11 protein-coding genes and 1 pseudogene are annotated in these 19,205 nt (G+C 65.3%); 6 read left to right on the plus strand and 6 right to left on the minus strand.

The window, feature by feature from the left end:
* Positions 1–67 precede the first annotated feature (67 nt).
* The 5 genes and pseudogenes from KYG_RS17425 to KYG_RS25270 all read left to right on the plus strand — a co-directional run bounded on the left by KYG_RS17425 (position 68) and on the right by KYG_RS25270 (position 8,752).
* Entirely contained in the window at positions 68–775 is a 708-nt protein-coding gene (locus tag KYG_RS17425) for a CoA transferase subunit A (RefSeq protein ID WP_008906250.1), read from the plus strand.
* Between the two features lie 34 nt (positions 776–809).
* The gene (locus KYG_RS17430) at positions 810–1,451 is read left to right on the plus strand and encodes a CoA transferase subunit B (protein WP_008906251.1); all 642 of its coding nucleotides are present in this window, start codon (positions 810–812) and stop codon (positions 1,449–1,451) included.
* Between the two features lie 244 nt (positions 1,452–1,695).
* Positions 1,696–3,006, plus strand: coding sequence for an HD-GYP domain-containing protein (locus KYG_RS17435; RefSeq protein ID WP_034695157.1), 1,311 nt, complete (start codon positions 1,696–1,698; stop codon positions 3,004–3,006).
* Positions 3,007–3,112: 106 nt separating this feature from the next.
* Positions 3,113–3,679: pseudogene (gene imuA / locus KYG_RS25265) on the plus strand (translesion DNA synthesis-associated protein ImuA); the annotation flags it as partial.
* A 1,788-nt stretch (positions 3,680–5,467) separates the two neighbouring features.
* Entirely contained in the window at positions 5,468–8,752 is a 3,285-nt protein-coding gene (locus KYG_RS25270) for an error-prone DNA polymerase (protein WP_050813889.1), read from the plus strand.
* Positions 8,753–8,781: 29 nt separating this feature from the next.
* On the opposite strand, the gene KYG_RS17445 is transcribed toward KYG_RS25270, so the two are convergent.
* A complete protein-coding gene (locus tag KYG_RS17445) occupies positions 8,782–11,034 on the minus strand; it encodes an AsmA family protein (protein ID WP_085942613.1) in 2,253 nt (750 codons plus the stop codon).
* Between the two features lie 162 nt (positions 11,035–11,196).
* Between KYG_RS17445 and KYG_RS17450 the strand changes: the two genes are divergently transcribed.
* Entirely contained in the window at positions 11,197–12,114 is a 918-nt protein-coding gene (locus tag KYG_RS17450) for a pseudouridine synthase (protein ID WP_008906255.1), read from the plus strand.
* Positions 12,115–12,410: 296 nt separating this feature from the next.
* Here KYG_RS17450 and KYG_RS17455 read toward each other — a convergent pair whose 3' ends face one another.
* The 5 genes from KYG_RS17455 to KYG_RS17475 form a co-directional block, all read right to left on the minus strand.
* Positions 12,411–13,319, minus strand: a complete 909-nt coding sequence (locus KYG_RS17455; protein WP_003141085.1) for a LysR family transcriptional regulator — start codon at positions 13,317–13,319, stop codon at positions 12,411–12,413.
* A gap of 232 nt (positions 13,320–13,551) precedes the next feature.
* Positions 13,552–14,706: a S1C family serine protease gene (locus KYG_RS17460; RefSeq protein ID WP_034695159.1), complete on the minus strand. Its 1,155-nt coding sequence runs from the start codon at positions 14,704–14,706 to the stop codon at positions 13,552–13,554.
* 22 nt (positions 14,707–14,728) lie between these two features.
* Complete coding sequence (locus tag KYG_RS17465; protein ID WP_008906257.1) at positions 14,729–15,694, minus strand: zinc metalloprotease HtpX; 966 nt, start codon at positions 15,692–15,694, stop codon at positions 14,729–14,731.
* Positions 15,695–15,701: 7 nt separating this feature from the next.
* On the minus strand, positions 15,702–16,172 hold the full coding sequence (locus KYG_RS17470) for a phosphate-starvation-inducible PsiE family protein (protein ID WP_008906258.1): 471 nt from the start codon (positions 16,170–16,172) through the stop codon (positions 15,702–15,704).
* 183 nt (positions 16,173–16,355) lie between these two features.
* Complete coding sequence (locus KYG_RS17475; protein WP_034695160.1) at positions 16,356–19,163, minus strand: GGDEF domain-containing phosphodiesterase; 2,808 nt, start codon at positions 19,161–19,163, stop codon at positions 16,356–16,358.
* Between the last annotated feature and the right edge of the window lie 42 nt (positions 19,164–19,205).

Here is a 19,205-nt window from a genome sequence, read left to right on the forward strand (position 1 = left end):
CTTTACGGGGTACTACTTATTCGGATAAGTAGTATCGTAGCGCATCCAAATACACAAGGAGATCGTGGTGAACAAGTTATTTCCCTCCGCGGCCGAAGCCCTTGAAGGCGTGGTTGCAGATGGCCAGCTCATGGCCGTGGGTGGATTCGGGTTGTGCGGCATTCCGGAGGCACTGATCGACGCATTGCGTGATTCGGGCGTCAAGAACCTCACCGTGATCTCCAATAACGCCGGTGTGGACGGCTTTGGTCTGGGCAAGCTGCTCGAAACCCGCCAGATCAAAAAAATGATTTCGTCCTATGTGGGCGAGAACAAGGAGTTCGAACGCCAATACCTGGCCGGCGAACTGGAGCTGGAGTTCACCCCCCAGGGCACGCTGGCCGAAAAGCTGCGCGCGGGCGGTGCTGGCATCCCGGCCTTCTTCACCAAGACCGGTGTGGGCACGGTGGTGGCCGAGGGCAAGGAGCTGCGCGAGTTCGATGGCGAAACCTACGTGATGGAGCGTTCGCTGGTGCCTGAAGTGGCGCTGGTCAAGGCGCACCGCGCCGACAAGTCGGGCAACCTGCAGTTCCGCCTGACGGCCCGCAATTTCAATCCTGCCGCAGCCATGGCCGGCAAGATCTGCATTGTTGAAGTGGAAGAAGTGGTGGAAACCGGTGCCATGGTGCCCGACCAGATCCATCTGCCGGGCATCTACGTGCACCGCATCGTGCACAACCCGAACCCGGAAAAGCGCATTGAAAAGCGCACGATCACTGAAAAGGCGGGCGTTTGAGCCTGCCGTCATAGAACAAGCTGGAGAAATACATATGTCGTGGAGTCAAGACCAAATGGCGGCGCGTGCCGCCCATGAGCTCGAAGACGGCTTTTACGTGAATCTGGGCATCGGCATCCCTACGCTGGTGGCCAATTTTGTGCCCGCCGACAAGGAAGTTTGGCTGCAGTCGGAAAACGGCATGCTGGGCATCGGTCCGTTTCCTAACGAAGACGAAGTGGATGCCGACCTGATCAACGCCGGCAAGCAGACGGTGACCACCATCAAGGGCTCGTCCATCTTCAGTAGCGACCAGTCGTTTGCCATGATCCGTGGCGGCAAGATCAACCTGTCCATCCTGGGCGCCATGCAGGTCAGCGAAAAGGGCGACCTGGCCAACTGGATGATTCCCGGCAAGATGGTCAAGGGCATGGGCGGCGCGATGGACCTGGTGGCAGGCGTCAAGCGCGTGATCGTGCTCATGGAGCATGTGGCCCGCAAGAAGGATGGCACCGAAGACATGAAGATCCTGCCAACCTGCACGCTGCCCCTGACGGGCGTGGGCGTGGTGGACCGCATCATCACCGACCTGGCTGTCATGGACGTGACGCCCCAGGGGCTCAAGGTGGTGGAGCTGGCTCCCGGCGTGACCTTTGAGGCTCTGCAGGCCAAGACCGGCGTCACGCTCATCCAGTAAACCTGCCCACCTGCCCACCTGCCCACCTGCCTGCCAGCCCGCCTGCGGGCAGAGCAGCCGCCAGGTCAAAGAAAGGCCGGGGCTCCTTCAGGAGCTCTGGCCTTTTTTGTTTTGCGGGGGCAAGTGTGCTGCTCCATCAGCGCAGAGAATTGATCTGACTCAAGCCGGGCTTGCGCAAGGTGAACGCCGCAGTCGCCATCAAAGGGTAACGTCATATAGTCCAAGGCAAGCTCTTGTGTTGTGCATGACAGACCTTTCCCTACCCCCCGACCTCGATATCGAGAACAGCCCCCATTACTTGCGCGCCTTGGTCGGGATGGCCGACCAGCGCACGGTGGTCGCTGGCGCTGCCATTTACAACGACAACGGCATCAAGCTGGTCGAAAAAGGCACCCGCATCGACAGCCGCCTGTATGACCGCCTGGTGCAGCACAAGCTGCGTGAACCCATCGACCGCCACCTGTCCATCGAAAACCCGGTGGACGTGCCCGCCCTGCTGGCGGCATGCCAGGCGCTGATCGAAGAGGAGACGCTGCCCCACATGCTGGCCGAGGCTCTGGGGGCCTCCGCCCGGCTGCTGGCGCCGCTGCGTTCGCTGCCCCTGCCTGCCTCCATGGCCTGCAAGCTCACGGTGATGCGTGACCAGCGGCCCGGGCTGTTTCAGCACAGCCTGCAGATGATGACGGTGGCCATCTTCCTGGGCATCAAAAGCGGGTTGGCTGAACGTGAGTGCAGCACCCTGGCCGCAGCCGCCTTGCTGCATGACCTGGGGGTGCTGCACATGGACCCGGCCTGGAGCGACCCTGACCACAAGGTGGTGGGTGCGCAGCGCAAGCACCTGGTGGCGCATCCCATCTCGGCGATGCTGATGATCCGCGACACGCAGGCGTATCCGCGGGCTGCGGAAGTGGCCGTGCTGGAACACCATGAGCGCATGGATGGCAGCGGCTACCCGCGCGCGCTGGCAGGGGCCGACATCACACCCATGGGCCGCATCCTGTTGCTGGCCGAGGTGGTGGCCGCGTTCTACGAAAAATACGACGACATGCCCGCCCAGCGGCTGTCGCTGGTGCTGCGCCTGAACCACCGCAAGTTCCCCGCTGCGCTGGTGGCTTTCATCCTGCCGCTGCTGCAGGAAGAGGTGGCCCGGGAATCGGCCCTGATGCCTTTGGGCAACGATGCACCCCGCCAGATCGAGCTGCTGGCCGAGGCCTTCGCCTGCTGGGACCAGCTCAAGGCAGCACTGCCTGCCGATACGGCTGCAAGGGCCGGGGCCGGCAGCGCCTTTGGATTTGCGGATTCCCGCCTGGGGGCGCTCCAGAAAGCCCTGATCGAAGCAGGTTCCCATCCCCGGCACCTGGGCGAGCTGATGGCGCAACTGCAGGGCGACGCCATCGGCCTGGCCGAGGTGGCGCTGGTCGGGCGTGAGGCGCTGTGGCAACTGCAAAGCATCCTCAATGCCTGCCACCGCCGCTGGCCCCAGCTGTCGGACCGCGCCACGCCTGCAGACGCGGCAGTGGCGGACTGGTGCGACTGGGCGCTGCGCAAGCTGTAGCCTCATAGCGCTTTCCTGACTGCTGTGCGGGGGCTCCGGGATGCCCCGGAATTCAAAATACTGGTTATATTCACAGTGTTTTTGATTTCTGAACTCCTGCACCACCATGCCTGCGCCATGCTCCCCCCTGCGGGTTGCGTTCGATCTGCCGTCTGCCGTGCCCGGCATATGGCATGCGGACGCCCTGGGTGCGGGGCCGCAGCCCGTGCAGCCCACGGGGTATGCGCTGCTGGATGCGCAGCTGCCCGGGGGGGGCTGGCCCGTGGGGGCCTTGAGCGAGGTCTTGCAACCCGCCGTGGGCCTGCACGAATGGCAGCTGGTGCTGCCCGCACTGGCGCAGGCCGTGGCGCGCAGCGCAGGCGCCGTGGTGGTGGTGGCGCCCCCGTGTGAGCCCTTTGGTCCGGCGCTCAGGGCGCAGGGGTTGGCGGCAGAGCGCCTGTGCGTGGTGCGGGCCGACACCGCCCGGGCTGCGCTCTGGGCGGCCGAGCAGGCGCTGCGCTGCCGCGATGTGCTGGCTGTCATGGCCTGGCTGCCTCAGGCGCAATCTGCCGCCTTGCGTCGGTTGCAGCTGGCGGCGGCGCAGCACGATCAGTTGCTGTGGGTGTTTCGCCCGCTCGGTGTCGCGCAGCAGGCGTCGCCTGCGTTGTTGCGGCTGCGGCTGGAGGGGCAGGCCTTGCCGGGGGACGGGGTGGCGCCGCCCGGCATGCAGGTGCACATCCTCAAGCGCCGGGGGCCGCCGCTGGTGGAGGGGATTCTTCTGCCGGGCTGCCACCCCGGCTGGCCCAGGTGCTGCTGGCGCAGGCCGAGCGCCGGCGCGCCGCGCAGGTGGTGGCCAGCGCCTGGGTGGCAGCACGCTCTGCGGCGGCAGCCCCGGCCCCTTCCGGAGGGCATGGCGCCCCGCCAGGGAAGACAGGGCCAGAGGGGAGGGGGCATGCACTGGATCGCGCTGCCATGGCCCTGGTGCGATGAGCCTTCTGGGCCTGTCGGCGGTACCGTGAAAGCGGCGGCGGCAGGCTGGTGGGCCTTGCGTTTCACCCCGCGCGTGGCGCTGGTGGATGGTGAGGCCGTGCTGCTGGAGGTCTCGACCACCGAACGCCTGTGGGGCGGGCGCGATGCCTTGCTGGCGCAGGTGCAGCGTGCTTGGGCAGAGGCTTTTGCCGCGTGTGTGGATACGCCCGCGCCATCGCCGGGCGCCCAGGCCGCCCAGGCCGCCTGGGGCACCGGGCCCACGGCCCTGGTGGCACAGGCCTGGTTGCGCATGGCGCTTGCCGGGCACCCGGACCGTTTGCAGCAAAGGATTGAAACCCTGCCCCTGCACACGCTGACCGCCCTGCGCCCGCATGTGCCCAGCCTGGAGCGCATGGGCTGCCGCACCTGGGGAGCCTTGCGGGCACTGCCCCGCGCGGGGGTGGCGCGGCGCCTGGGGGCAGGCGTGCTGCACGTGCTGGACCAGGCCCTGGGCCATGCCCCCGAAGTGCACGCCTGGCTGGAACTGCCCGAGCAGTTCGTCCTGACCGCCGAGTTGCCCGCGCTGGCCGAGTCGGCCGATGCATTGCTGTGGAGTGCCCACCGCAGCCTCACCGCGTTGCAAGGCTGGCTGCAGGCCCGGCAGCGGGGGGCGCTGGCGCTGGAGCTGGCCTGGCGCCACGACCTGCGGCGCATCGACGGAGTGGCGATTGCCCCCACAGAGGCCTTGCAGATACGCACGGCGCAGGCCACGCAAGACATAGCGCACCTGCGGCGCCTGCTGTCTGAAAACCTGGCGCGCACCACCCTGGCCGCCCCGGTCAACCAGATCATGCTGCGGCTGCTGGAATCCGCGCCGCTGCCGCACCGCAGTGCCAGCTTGCTACCCCCCGCAGGGCCGGGTGAGGGCGGTGACGCTGCCCAGGGGCAGGGCGAGAGCCTGCTCCAGTTGGTGGAGCGCCTGTCGGCCCGCCTGGGGGCGGACCAGGTACAGGCCCCGGTGCTGCAGGCCGACCACCGGCCTGAGTGCATGCAGCAATGGCGCCCGGCGGCCGAGGTGCTGGGCCGGGCCCGTGCCGTGCAGGCGGGGCTTTGGGTCAAAAAGACGGCGTTCACGCTTTGCAGCCGACGACTGCCCGGTCCGGCAGGCTTCCTGGCCGCGCCCATTTGCCTGATGCCACCCTGTGGCCTGCCTGGCTGCTGCGTTCGCCGCGGCGGCTGGCGGTGCAGGGCAACCGCCCCTGCCACCATGGCCTGTTGCGCCTGCTGGCGGGGCCGCACCGATTCGAGGCCGGTTGGTGGTCGGCAGCCGGGGAGGGCGCGGCAGACCCGGGCCAGCCCAGTGCGGGCCTCGCCCTGCGCGACTACTTTGTGGCGCACAACGATGTGGTCGGGCTGGTGTGGGTGTTCCGCGAGCGGCTGGCTCCGCAGGCAGGCGCCCCCGCGGCGACCCAGCCCCAGCGCTGGTTTCTGCACGGCATTTTTGGGTGATGCCATGGCACCTGCACACCGCAACACCCCCGCTGTGGCCCGGCAGGCAGTGCCGCCGCCCTTGTCCTTGCCGCCCTTGCCGCCTTTGCCGGACTACGCCGAGCTGCACTGCCTGTCCAACTTCAGTTTTCAGCGCGGTGCATCGCATCCGCAAGAGCTGGTGGAGCGCGCGGCCCAGCTGGGCTACCAGGCCCTGGCGCTGACCGATGAATGCTCGGTGGCGGGCGTGGTGCGCGCCTGGGAGGCCGCCCGGGAATGCGGCCTGCACCTCATCGTGGGCAGCGAGTTTCTGTGGGGCGACCTGCGGGTGGTGGCGCTGGCGCGGGATGCCGGGGGCTGGGGCAACCTGTGCGAGTTCATCACCGCGGCCCGCGCGGCGGCACCCAAAGGGCAATACCACGTGGGTGCGGCCAGCCCATGGGCTGCCTTGGCGGGGTGCGAAGTGTTGCTGGCCCCCTGCCGCGAACGCTTTGATGCTTCTGATTTGATAGCTGTCAGCGCTTGTCTGTCAAGCGCCAGAGGCCAATTTGACTCTAATTTTGACGGCCACCTGTGGCTGGCGGTCGCGCTGCACCTCGCCCCGGACGACAGCCTGTGGCTGGCCACGCTGCAGCGTGCGGGCGCGGCACTGGGCCTGCCCCTGGTGGCCGCGGGCGACGTGCACATGCACGCCCGCTCGCGCAAGCCGCTGCAGGACGTGATCACCGCCGTGCAGCGGGGGCGCAGCGTGGCCGACTGCGGCTTTGCCCTGCAGCCCAACGCAGAGCGCCACCTGCGCCAGCGCGTGCGGCTGGCCGGCATCTACCCGCCCGACCTGCTGGCCGCCACGCTCACGGTGGCGGCGCGCTGCACCTTCAGCCTGGCCGAGATCCAGTACCAGTACCCGCTGGAGACCGTGCCCCCCGGCATGACCCCCGCGCAGGCGCTGGCCTGGCTGGTGGACAGCGGCGCCGCCAGCTTTTACCCGCAGGGCGTACCCGCCGCCATTGCCGCGCAGATCCGCAAGGAGCTGGATCTGATTGCGCATTGCCGCTACGAGATGTACTTCCTCACCGTGCACGACATCGTGCGGTTTGCGCGCAGCCAGGGCATCCTGTGCCAGGGGCGGGGCTCGGCGGCCAACTCGGTGGTGTGCTACGTGCTGGGCATCACCGCCGTGGCGCCCGAGAACTCGCACCTCCTGTTCGAGCGCTTCATCAGCAAGGAACGCAGCGAGCCGCCCGACATCGACGTGGACTTCGAGCACGACCGGCGCGAGGAAGTCATCCAGTACATCTACGGCAAATACGGCCGCGACCGCGCCGCCATTGCGGCCGTGGTCACCACCTACCGCACGCGCAGCGCGCTGCGCGACGTGGGCAAGGCGCTGGGTGTGGCGCCCACGCTGGTCGATGCGTTTGCCAAAGACCACCACTGGTTTGACGAAGACATTGCCACAGACCGCCTGCAGGAGCTGGCACAAGGCCTGGGCACCCCGCTGCACCGGCACACCGCCGCGCTGTGGCTGGAGCTGGCCGCCGACCTGACGGGTTTTCCGCGCCACCTGAGCCAGCATGTGGGCGGCTTTGTGCTCACGCAGGGCAAGCTCACGCGCCTGGTGCCGGTGGAGCCCGCCAGCATGCAGGACCGCTCCGTCATCCAGTGGGACAAGGACGACCTGGACGCCATGGGCCTGCTCAAGGTCGATGTGCTGGCGCTGGGCATGCTCAGCGCCCTGCGCCGCTGCCTGAACCTGCGCGCTGCGCTGCGCGGTGAGCGCTGGCTGCTGCACGACATCCCGCGCGAAGACCCCGCCACCTACGACATGATCTGCGCCGCCGACACCGTGGGCGTGTTCCAGATCGAAAGCCGCGCCCAGATGAGCATGCTGCCCCGCCTGCAACCGCGCGTGTTCTACGACCTGGTGGTCGAGGTGGCCATCGTGCGGCCCGGCCCCATCCAGGGCGGCATGGTGCACCCCTACCTGCAGGCGCGCGAGCGCAGGTGCCGGGGCGAGCCCCTGCAGCTTGAGAAGCCCGAACTGGAGGCCGCCCTGGCGCGCACCCTGGGCGTGCCCATCTTTCAGGAGCAGGTGATGCAGATCGCCATGATCGCGGCGGGCTTCAGCCCCGGCATGGCCGACGACCTGCGCCGCTCCATGGCCGCCTGGAAGCGCAAGGGCGGCGTGCACCGGTTTGAGCGCCCCCTGATCGGCGGCATGGAGGCGCGCGGTTACCGTACCGAATTCGCGCAGGCCATCTTTCAGCAGATGCTGGGCTTTGGCGAATACGGCTTTCCGGAAAGCCACGCCCACAGCTTTGCGCTGCTGGCCTATGCCAGCAGCTGGCTCAAGTGCCATGAGCCCGCGTGTTTTCTGGCCGCGCTGCTCAACTCGCTGCCCATGGGCTTTTACAGCGCCTCGCAACTGGTGCAGGACGCCCGCCGCCACGGCGTGCGCGTGCTGCCCATTGACGTGACCGTGAGCGACATCGACTGCACGCTGGAGGGGGAGCCCGAGCCGCTGCGCCCCGCACGTGGCCTGGGCGCGCCACCGCTGCCCCAGCCCGCCGTGCGCCTGGGCCTGCGGCTGGTGGGCAGCCTGCATGCAGACGCCGCCCGGCGCCTTCTGCAGGCCCGCGCCACCGGCCCCGCCTTTGCCAGCACCGAAGACCTGGCCCTGCGTGCGCAGCTGGGCCAGCAGGACCTGCAGGCCCTGGCCGCTGCCGACGCCCTGGCCAGCCTGTCGGGCCACCGGCGCCAGCAGATGTGGGATGCCGCCGCGCAGCACACCGCGCCGCCCCTGTGGCGCGACGTGCCCGTGCACGAAGCGCCGCTACAGCTGCCCGAAGCGCCCGAGGGCGAAGAGATCCTGTTTGACTACGCCGCCACCGGCCTCACGCTGCGCCGCCACCCGCTGGCCCTGCTGCGCCCGCGGCTGGACCGCTGGCGCCTGAAAACAGCACTGCAGCTGAACCACGTGCCCCACGGCCGCAAGGTGCGCGCCTGCGGCATCGTTACCGTGCGCCAGCGCCCGGGCACCGCCAAGGGCACGATGTTCGTCACGATCGAAGACGAGACCGGCCCCGTCAACGTGATCGTCTGGCCTGCGCTGGTGGACACCTGGCGCAATGCGCTGCTCCGGTCGCAATTGCTGGCGGTGGAGGGCGTGTGGCAGTGCGTTGTCTCGCCCTCCGGCGGGGCGGCACCGGCCCCCGTGGTGCGCCACCTTGTGGCGCAGCGGTTCAAGGACCTCACACCGCTGCTCGGCCGCATGGCCCAGGCCTTGCGGGGCAGCCGCGACTTTCATTGAAAGCGGTGTTGCTCTTCTGCAGGTGCTGCTCAGCGGGCGGGCCGCGAGGCTGCGCCGGCCGCCCCTTGCGCACCGGGCTTGACGGGCTGGCGGGCCAGGTCGAGAAGCGGTTTGCAATGGGTGTCATCGTCGGCCGCCGGCACGGTGATGGGCAGCAGGGCCAGCGCCGCCGGGGCCACCACGGCGGCCACCACCGCTGCCCCTGCGCGCAGCAGCAGCGGGCCGGCCTCCACGCCCACATCAGGGTCACCAAACGTGCCCCTCACGTACAGGGGCGATCGCAGTGAAAAGAACTTCCATTCCAGCGATTCGGGCTTGATGCGCAGGTCGAGCGCCTCGGTGCCCAGGTCGATGGTGCCCGTGGCCTCCACCACGGCGTCGTCGGTGCTCATCTTCACGGTGCGCGTGGTGGCCAGGCCATCCACCACGGTGAAGTCAGCCACCGCGCAGCGCAGGTGCACTTCCTTGTCTTCGCCAAACAGCTTGCCCACGATGATGCTGCCCAGGTTGAGCGCCGCCAGGTCCAGCATCTGCTTGCTCAGCGTGCCTTCGCGCACATACAGGCGCATCTCACCCGTGCCGTGGCCCAGCAGCCCGGCCACGCTGTTGCCGGTGCTCGCCAGGGCAATGGCGCCGTCCATGCGGCCAAAGCTTTTCTTCATGAGCTCCACCTTGGGAAACAGCGCCGACAGCTGCAGGCCCTGCACGGTGCCGCGTATCTGGGCCTTGAGGGGAGCGGCGCGGCCATCGATGGTGACCTGCGATTCGATCTTGCCCTTGGCCACGCCAAACGTGAGGGGAGCCAGCCGCAGCTGCGCGTTTTCCATCACGGCACGCAGGCTCAGGTCCTGCAGCGGCAGGCTTTCGGGGCGGATGATGTGCCGCCCCTTGAACACGATGTCCATGTCCATGGCATTCCACCGCTCGGCCGCAAACTGCGAATCCGGCAGCACCTTGCCGCCCCGGCTGCGGGCTGGCTGGGTGTTGCCGGGCTGGCGGGTTCCCAGCGCGGGCCCCAGGTCTGCCAGGCGAAGCTGGTTGGATGTCATGGTGCCGGTGAGCCGGGGGCGCGGTTTGCCCGAGGTGTATTTGAGCGACCCCTGCAGGTCACTCTGGCCCACCTTGCCGCGAAAGTCGCTGTACTCCCACACGGCGCGCTCGGGCTCCAGGCTGCCAGTCAGCCGCCCACGCGTGGCGAACGGCGGCGTGCTGGGCAGCACCAGCCCGGTCAGCTCGTACAGGTCGGCCATGCTGGCGCCCTGGAGGAACACCTGGAAGTCCAGCCCCGAGAGCGCGCCCGGGTTCGCCAGCACGCCCTCGGCCGACAATGCCACGCTGCCTGCGCTCGCGTCAATCTGCAGCGGGTAGTTCACCACCTTGTTGCGCAGGCTGATCACCTGGCCCGCGCGCCCTGTGCCCTTGATCTGCGCCTTGGCGTAGCGGCCCTTGAGCTCAAAACGCAGCCCATACGGCATGCCGTCCGGGGAGAGCGCGGGGTTGGACGTGTCTGCCGTGGCAGCACTGGCAGCACTGGCAGGACTGGCAGGAGCGCCGGAAGCGGGGCTGGCGGGTGCGCTGGGCTGGATGGTGTCGATGGTGTCGATGCGCGCCTGCAGGTCCAGGTCCTTCATGCCATCGGCGTACCCCAGCGTGCCCTGGTGGATGACCAGCCGGTCCACATCAAAGCTCCAGCCACTGCGGGGGCCATCCTTGCGCGCAAAGGTCCAGTTGTTGGTGCCGTCCGCCGTGCGGGCCAGCGCCACCTGCGGGCCGGTCAGGGCCACGGTGTCGATCGAGAGGTGCCGGCCCAGCAGTGGCAGCAAACGCACCGTGGCCGTGGCGTGGTCGATGCGGGCCATGGTGGCGGCCTGCGGCAGACTGGCGTCTTCATCTTCCCGTGCTTTGCCATCGGCGCGCTGGAAGGGCGGCGCAAACCCCTGCGGTTGGTCCATCACCAGCCGCTCGGCCTGCACCGTCACGCCGGGTATCCAGCGGTGCCAGCCGTCTTCCAGGGGCTGCGGCCAGCGCCACGCTGCCGACAGATCGCCTTCGATGGCAAAGTGCCTGCCCGTGGCCTCGCTCACTTTCTCGTTGATCCACGGTTTGGCGCGGTTCCAGTCCATCACCGCCAGCAAGACACCCAGCACCAGCAGCAGCGCGGCTGCAAGCCCCAGGGCTATCAGCAACCACCGTGCGATGCGCCGTCCAAGCGTCGGAGCGTGGCGCGCAGTGGCTGTATCAGGGCGGGCAAGATCGGCAGAGGGATGGGCGGGCGGTGGCATGAAAAGGGTCGGGTTATGGCCCGCACTGCACACACCAACCGGTGGCAGGGCGCGTGCGCGCGGAGGGTCTGGTGGGTTTCATGCTAGCCCGCATCGGTGCGCGATGCGGCGTTGGCGATGCAACTGCCGCCCTTGTCCTACAGCCTCCTAAAATCGCCCCCCATGCACAACCCCCGCCATCCCCACGCCCCCCCCATGCGTGACGGTGTGGGGCCCAGCTGCGTGGTGCTGCCCAGCCACGGGCGGGGCAGCATGCTGGACTTTCTGGCGCAGCGCCTGCCCGTGGTGTCTCGCGATGCATGGCAGCAGCGCATGCTGGCGGGCGATGTGGTGGACGAGCGCGGCCAGCCCGTGGCCCCCGGGCGCCCGTTTGAAGGCAGCCTGCGCGTGTACTACTACCGCAGCCTGCCCGCGGAGCCGGCGCTGCCGTCGGCAGAAACCGTGCTGTACCAGGATGAGCACCTCGTGGTGGCCGACAAGCCCCATTTCATGCCCGTTACGCCGTCGGGCCGTTACCTGCACAACACCTTGCTGGTACGACTCAAGCACCAGCTGGGGCTGCCCGAACTGTCGCCCCTGCACCGCATTGACCGGGATACGGCGGGGCTGGTGCTGCTGTCGGTGCAGCAGCGCACCCGCGGCGCCTACCAGGCGCTGTTTCGCGACCGACAGATCACCAAGCACTACGAAGCGGTTGCGCCCTGGCGTGAAGACCTCGTGTTTCCACGCGACCACATGAGCCGCCTGGAGGAAAGCCCGCAGTTCTTTCGCATGCAGGAAGTGCCCGGCGCGCCCAACAGCCACACGCAGATGCAACTGCTGGAGGTGGCAGCGTCTGGCGCCTGGGCCCGCTACCGCCTCACGCCGGTCACCGGCAAACGCCACCAGCTGCGCGTGCACATGGCCGCGCTGGGCCTGCCCCTGCGCAACGACCCGTTCTACCCAGTGGTCAATGACCCGCCCGAAGGCGACTACACGCGGCCCCTGCAGTTGCTGGCGCGGTCGCTGGAGTTGGTGGACCCGGTCACAGGCGAGGCGCGGCGCTTTGAGAGCATGCGCACGCTGCTACCGCTGGGCTGAGCGATGCGCCCTGATGGCGAGCGGTGACTGAAGAAAGGGGAGGGGAGGGAGGCCGTTTTCAAGGCCTGGAGGCAGCCTGTGCACGGCGGGCACGGTATGCCCTGAAAGCTGGAGCGGGTGATGGGAACATCATCGTGTTCCCAACTCGTTGATTGATAACGAGTTTTCCGCACTCGGCGAACCGAGATGGACATAATTATGGACTGAAAAACCACGCTTGGTCAACGCGCGCTCCGAGCAAGTCCAGTGCGAGCCATGGACAGCCAGCAGTAGCCAATGTACCCGAGCGCTCAACGTCACGAGGCCGGTTCATCTCCCTTTGGCAGGAACTCCTCGCGGGCGCGCTGCAGAAACCGCTTCATGGGCTCAGAGGGTTCGGCGCTGCGGCGCAGCAGGTAGGTGGACAGCATGGGCGGCGTGCCGGCCAAGGGGCGAACGGTTATGTCGGGGCGGTTCAGGGTCTGCACCTGCGAGGCAATGGCGAAACCTAGGCCATAACCGGCACCGACCAGAGTCAGCATCACGCCTAGGCTCGTCACCTGATCTACCAGCTTGAGCGGCTTGGACGCACCTTGAAGCACCGCCTGGATCTGGTGGTGGCAGCCCGATCCCGCGTCCGGATGGCACAGTACCAACGGAAACTTCAAGGCTTCATCCAATGGCACTTCCGCGTGCGCCAACAAGGGGTGGCGCACGGGCACGATCACCGACAGAGGATCGGTCCACACGGGCTCGGCGACAAGGCCTTCGCTCACCGCGTCCGACAGCGCAAAACCGATGTCCAGCAGATCGTTGTGCAGGCCCTTGAGCTGCTGCGCGAAAGGCAGCTCGAAGACGCGAATCTCCAGTTCGGGCTCTTCCTCGCGGCTGCGCGCCAGCAAGGTGGCAATGTGGGGCTGCGCCAAGCTGTCGCAGATGGCGATGCGCAGATAACCCTGATAGCCCTGCGCCGCCGCCTTTGCGGCACTCACCGCCTGCTCCACGGTGGCCAGCACGCGCCGGCACTCACCGAGGAACACTTGACCGGCCCAGGTCAGTCGCGTCTGGTGCGCGCTGCGGTCGAACAACTGCACGCCGAGCGTGGCTTCGAGATTTCGCATTGCGCGCGACACAGGCGATTGTTCTACGCCAAGGCGCTCGGCCGCTCGCGCGAAATGCAGTTCTTCCGCGACCGCAACGAAATAGCGCAGTAGTCTGAGTTCCAATGCGGCCTCCTGTTTGCCTCGTTCCTGGCCTGCGTCCACCTCATGCGGATTGCGCCTCGCTTTCTCCTTCGATGATTGGCAAGAGGTTCCGGCGTTGCATGCTTGCCTATTCGGATAGGCAGATCGCATCCGAAAATTACGGAGGTTGAGGCGGAACGCTACCTGGCCGAAGACCTGAGAACCTCAATCGCCGCGACGCTGCACTACCGCCTGATCCACAGGTTCAGTTCAATCAATTCCCGGGTTGCAGCTCCACACGCACCTCGCGCGATTTGCCGGCCCGCTCCACTGACAAGACCACCACATCGCCGACCTTCCTGTCGTCTAGCCGCGCGAGCAGCTTGGCCACATCGTCCGTCGCCTGGCCATCAACATCGATGATGCGGTCGCCCGGCACGATGCCTTGCGGCGTGACTTCGACACCCGCGAGGCCGGCCTTGTGCGCTGCCGAACCAGGGGTAACACGCAACACGAACACGCCCTTGCTTCCAGTCAGCGCCAGCAGGCGCTGATTGAGCTGTTCGTCCACCTCAATGCCCAGCGCCGGACGGATGTACTTACCGGTCTTGATGAGTTGCGGGACTACGCGCATGACGGTGTCCACCGGCACGGCGAAGCCGATCCCAGCCGATGCACCGGAAGGGCTGTAGATCGCTGTGTTGATGCCGATCAGGCGGCCGGCCGAATCGAGCAACGGCCCACCCGAGTTGCCGGGGTTGATGGCGGCATCGGTTTGAATCAGGTGTTCGATGGTCACTCCGCCAGATTCCCCGGGCAGCGATCGATCGAGCGCGGACACGATGCCGCTGGTGAGTGTCCAATCCAGACCGAAGGGGTTGCCGATGGCGAACACCTTTTGTCCCACCTTGAGGTCGGCACTGGTGCCGACCGGCACGGCGGGCGGGCGCTGGAAACCGACGCCGATTTTGAGCACCGCGATATCGTGGGCCGGACTCACGCCGACCAGCCCGGCTTGGTAATCGCGGCCGTCGGCCAGTTTGACAGTGGCCTCCGACGCCCCCTGAATCACATGAAAGTTGGTAACGACATGACCGGCGTCATCCCAGATGAAACCCGAACCCGTCCCGCGCGGCACGGAAAAGACGTTGCGCGTCCAGGCATCGCGCACCAGTTGGGACGTCGTGATGTAGACCACCGATGCTCGGGATTTCTCGAACAGTTCGATGGTGGCCTTTTCATCAGCGGCCAGATCGCCACGCGGCGTGACGGTGCGCTCGGCGGCTTCGCGCGGACTGAACCAGGCCTCGATGGCGGGCAGAAACTGCCAGAACAGCATGAGTGCGGCAACGCACGCGGTGATGAAGAGCCACCGCCGGACGAAATGATCCGGAGCTGGGCGTTGTGGGTAAGGATCGGGGTAAGCCATGACGGGGGGTCCTTTCAGTGATTTAGCGCCAAAGGCCGCTCAGGCCCCGGCGTGGTGGGCGCATCGGGGCGAGCGACCTTGGCACGAGATATTCCGTTTGGAACGGCAGGGTCTGCGATGGCTGAGGCGCCAACGTCATCAGGCGCGCGATACGATCCTCTGTCGTCGGATGCGTGCGCAACCAGGACGGTTCGGGATTGCCCCGACCGGGCAACATCCAGGCGCGCCACGAGCGGCTCACCCGCTCGATCTTCGCCAGCGCCGAGGCGAGCCCGTGCGGATCCCCCGTCAGCTCTACGGCCATTCGGTCGGCATCGAACTCTCGCACGCGTGACAGGCCCAACTGTGCGAGCAGTGCCAGTTGTAGCGAAGCGGCCAACAGCAGTAAGCCAAGCCAGTTAATTTCTGCTGCACCGGCCAACAGCGCCGGCATACTGATCAGGAGCGTAATCTGACCCAGCAATGCCAGCAGGCTCGTGAGCCGGCTGATCGAATCAGCCAGGCCCATGACACGCAGATCGTCTTGAGCGATGTGTGCGACCTCATGCGCCAGCACGGCTTGCAGTTCCCGGATACTCAGGCTGCGGAGCAGGCCCTCAGTGAGGGCAATGGAGGCCTGACGTCGCGAACCAGTAGCAAAAGCGTTGACGAGGCCGCTGGGCACATAGTGGGGAACCGGCGTATTCGGCAATCCGGCGCGCGCGGCCAACTCCCGCAACAGCGACCAGATTGCGGGGGCTTCCTGGCAATGCAAGAGACGGGCGCCATAGAGGCGCAAGGTCATCGCGGAGGCGGCGACAGGTTCGATCAGCAGGGTCAATGCGCATGTTGCCAGTGCCAGCCAAAGGCCAATCTCGCCGAACAGCAGACTGCCAGCGGCAGCTGCGATCCCCACCAGGGTCAAAACCAGCAACACGGTTTGAAAGCGATTGAGCCAGCGGTGCCTCGACCTGGCATCGTGTCGGCCGACTAGACCATAGGGGGTCATGCCTCCATTACTCGCTCTTGCGGTCATCGCGTTCACGCATGAGCCAATAGGTCAGACCCAAGGCCAGTACCGTCCCCGCCAGCGCGGCCACTTTGACAGGATCAACGTCGGGTTCTAGGATGATGAACTTGCGGGCCAGTGCCAGGATCGCGATCAGAATGACGGTCTTGACCTGGATGATGCTTTCCTTGCGCAGAGCCACTTTGACGATCGAATGCTTGAATTCCATGGCGATCAGCAGCGTCATGGTGGCACCGAACACCAGCTGGAAAACCTTATGATCCAGTGGATTCAGCGCATCCATGACGAGCAGTGTGAACACCAGCCGAATCAACTGAATCAGCGAAATCACAATTACCAACGCGATGACGCCCGAAAGCGTGATGGCAACGAACTGCTCGAAGCGCTCGTAAACCGTCATCAACCGCCACTGGGAGCGTATCTCGTCAAGGGCCGTGTGGCCAGATTCTTTATTCATAAGCGTTGCTCTCTCTTTCAATGAAACGTTAATGGAACGGGGAGTCCGAGAAGACGACTCGATTACACCTGCATCACCGGGGCAATTGCGAAGCCACCCAGCGCATAACGTCCTGCACGTCCGTGGCGCCGCCGATGGGTGGATCAGCCTCTTGCACGTCAAACCTTTGTTCCATGCATGGCATCAATTCGGCTTCTGGTCTGGCGGCAGCAATCCCAGCAGATCCGCCTGCAAATGTTGCAACTTGTCGATGCCAGCCCTCAATGCCTCGACACGGCCGGCATTTTTCATTTCACCCAGGGTGTGCGCTAACTGCTGGATGCTCTGATGCAGGACATCGACCTGATCATCAGGATCCTTGCCGAAGAACGTATGGCGACCACTTTGATCCCGCCAGTATTGGAGTGTTTCGGATTGAGGAGGCACTTGGGCCTTGCCTGACAGATAGTCGATCATCTGGGAAATCCAGACCCGGTGGTCGGCGTATGTGAACGGCACGGGCAGCGCGGAGCGACTGTCAGGTTTGAATCCCTTCCAGGATAAAGGTACCTGCCAGGTGTGTAGCCATTGCTCGAATTCATGCGCCGGCATCGGATGCCCGATGGCATAACCCTGGCCCCACTCGCATCCCAGACGCAGCAGCATTTCACCATGCTTAATGGATTCGACTCCCTCCGCGATGCAGTTCCTGCCAAACGACCTTGCCAGTGCCAGTAGCGCATCCAGGATGGCGATATCGTCCGGATCCTCGAGCATGTCGCGTATGAAACCTTGGTCGATCTTGAGCAGGTGCGCGGGCAGGCGCTTCAGATAGGTCAGCGATGAATAGCCGCTGCCGAAATCGTCGAGGGCAAAACGCAATCCCATCCTCTCGCACAGCGCCATCAACTGAGACACTTGAACGAAGTCCTCCACGGCGCTGGTTTCGAGGATTTCCAGTTCAAGGTCTTGCGGCTGGGCGCCGGGATGTCGTGACAACATACCCCGTAGATGCATGATGAAGTCCGGTTGCAGCAAGTGCCGCGCACCGATATTCACGCTGATCGGGACATGAAGGCCGGCCTTGCGCCAAACTTCGATCTGGGTCAGCGCAGCCTCGATGGTCCATTCCCCCACGTCAATCCCGAGCGGATGGTTCTCAATGATGGGTATGAAGGAGGCAGGAGATAACAAGCCACGCGTCGGATGTTGCCAGCGGATCAAGGCTTCGGCGCCCAGCACCTCACCGGTGCGCATGTTGACCTTAGGTTGGTAATAAAGCAGAAACTGCCCATTGGCAAGTGCATTCTCTATGCTGTCAAATCCTTCGTGACGGGTGCGCAGCGTACGATCCTTCTCCGTATCGAAAACGTGATATCGATTCTTGCCGGCTTGCTTGGCACGATACATAGCCTGATCTGCCTGCCGCAGCAGTTGGTCGGCGTCGATATCTTCGCCTTGCGGGTAGTAGCTCACACCGATACTCGCGCTCACCTCGCACAGTGCGTCACCAATCGGTACGGGCTGTGCAGCCACCTCGATCAGGCGATCGAGAATCGGTACGCTGATGGAAATATCCGGCAGGTCGACCAGAATAGCGACAAACTCATCACCACCAAGACGGGCCAAGGTATCGTCTTCGCGCAACACCTGCGTCATACGCCTGGACAGGACGGACAGCAAGTTGTCGCCGACTGCGTGGCCGTGCTGGTCGTTGACCTTCTTGAATCCATCCAGATCGATAAAGACAACCGCCAGGTGCATGCCACGCCGACGTGTCTGACCAATGGCCTGCTTAAGGCGGTCTCCAAGCAATAGTCGATTGGGCAAGCCGGTGAGCAGGTCGTAATGAGCAACGCGTTCAAGCTGTCGCTGGTTCTCCTTCAGCGCCGTGATGTCGGAGAACATGGCTGCGTAATGCTCGATATGGCCCTGCATATCCGGGACTGCACTGATCGTCAGTAGCGCGGCAAACTGACTGCCGTTCTTGCGCCGGCACCAGAGCTCTCCGTGCCAATAGTCGTGCTCACGCACAGCCTGCCAAACGGTCTGATAAAACTCATCGTCATAGTGATCGGACTGGAGTAGACGGGGTGTCTGGCCCAATACTTCCTCCCGCGCATAACCGGTGATCACGGTAAACGCCCGGTTGACGTTGACAATGTGGGCCTGCGCGTCGGTAACGAGGATGCCCTCTCCTGCGTGCGCAAAAACTTTAGCCGCAAGGCGAAGCTCTTCCGCGGATCTTTTGCGTGAGGTGACATCATGGATATAGCCGTGCCAGAGAATGCTCCCATCAGGCATGGCTTCAGGCGATGCCTCGCCTTCGACCCAGATCACCCGACCGTCTGGAAACTGCACTCGGTACTCGTCATGCCAAAGCGCGAGTGACTGCCCCGACGCCTGTATGGTTTCATGCACACGGTCACGGTCTTCAGGATGGAGCGCCGCGAACGCAGGAGTGGCATCTTCAAAAACATCCTCCGGTGCAACCCCGTATATTTTCCGCATCTTCGCGCTGGCATAAGGGAAGTGCGAGCTGCCGTCCGGACGAAGGCGGTATTGGTAAAGCATACCGGGAACGTGGCTGGCCAACTCTTCTCGCTGTAGGCGCATGGAGTTCAGCGCCTGCTCGACCCTCTTGAGATCGGTGATGTCCTCTACCGTCCCGTCTGCCGCTCTGGGCTGACCAGAGGCGTCGCCCTTGAATGTTGCCCGCAGGTGTATCCAGCGAACCTGCCCTCCGCTGACGATGCGATACCGCAGATCAAGGGACTCTCCGCACATGGCAGCATCCCATGCCCTCTCGAAGAGGGGGCGGTCTTCAGGGTGAACGCACTGCAGGAATCGCTCGAAGGCTATTGGCGCACCAACATCCAGGCCAAGCACGCGGCAGGCTTCATCGGAGCAGGTGAAGAGTTGCGAGCCAAGATCGAGATGCCAACTGCCAAAATGGGCATTCTGGTTAATCTGGCCACAGTGTCGGGCTGAGATTTGAGGAGCCTCGTTCAATGGTGGTGCTCCTTATGGGTGAAACAGAGGTTCCAAAGTTTC

This window comes from Acidovorax sp. NO-1 (assembly GCF_000238595.1).
GTDB lineage: Bacteria > Pseudomonadota > Gammaproteobacteria > Burkholderiales > Burkholderiaceae_C > Acidovorax.

Coding starts and splice junctions, on each gene's coding strand:
- KYG_RS17430 (WP_008906251.1), top strand. CDS start 810: ATGTCGTGGAGTCAAGACCAAATGGCGGCGCGTGCCGCCCATGAGCTC.
- KYG_RS17435 (WP_034695157.1), top strand. CDS start 1,696: ATGACAGACCTTTCCCTACCCCCCGACCTCGATATCGAGAACAGCCCC.
- KYG_RS25270 (WP_050813889.1), top strand. CDS start 5,468: ATGGCACCTGCACACCGCAACACCCCCGCTGTGGCCCGGCAGGCAGTG.
- KYG_RS17445 (WP_085942613.1), bottom strand. CDS start 11,034: ATGCCACCGCCCGCCCATCCCTCTGCCGATCTTGCCCGCCCTGATACA.
- KYG_RS17450 (WP_008906255.1), top strand. CDS start 11,197: ATGCACAACCCCCGCCATCCCCACGCCCCCCCCATGCGTGACGGTGTG.
- KYG_RS17460 (WP_034695159.1), bottom strand. CDS start 14,706: ATGGCTTACCCCGATCCTTACCCACAACGCCCAGCTCCGGATCATTTC.
- KYG_RS17465 (WP_008906257.1), bottom strand. CDS start 15,694: ATGACCCCCTATGGTCTAGTCGGCCGACACGATGCCAGGTCGAGGCAC.
- KYG_RS17470 (WP_008906258.1), bottom strand. CDS start 16,172: ATGAATAAAGAATCTGGCCACACGGCCCTTGACGAGATACGCTCCCAG.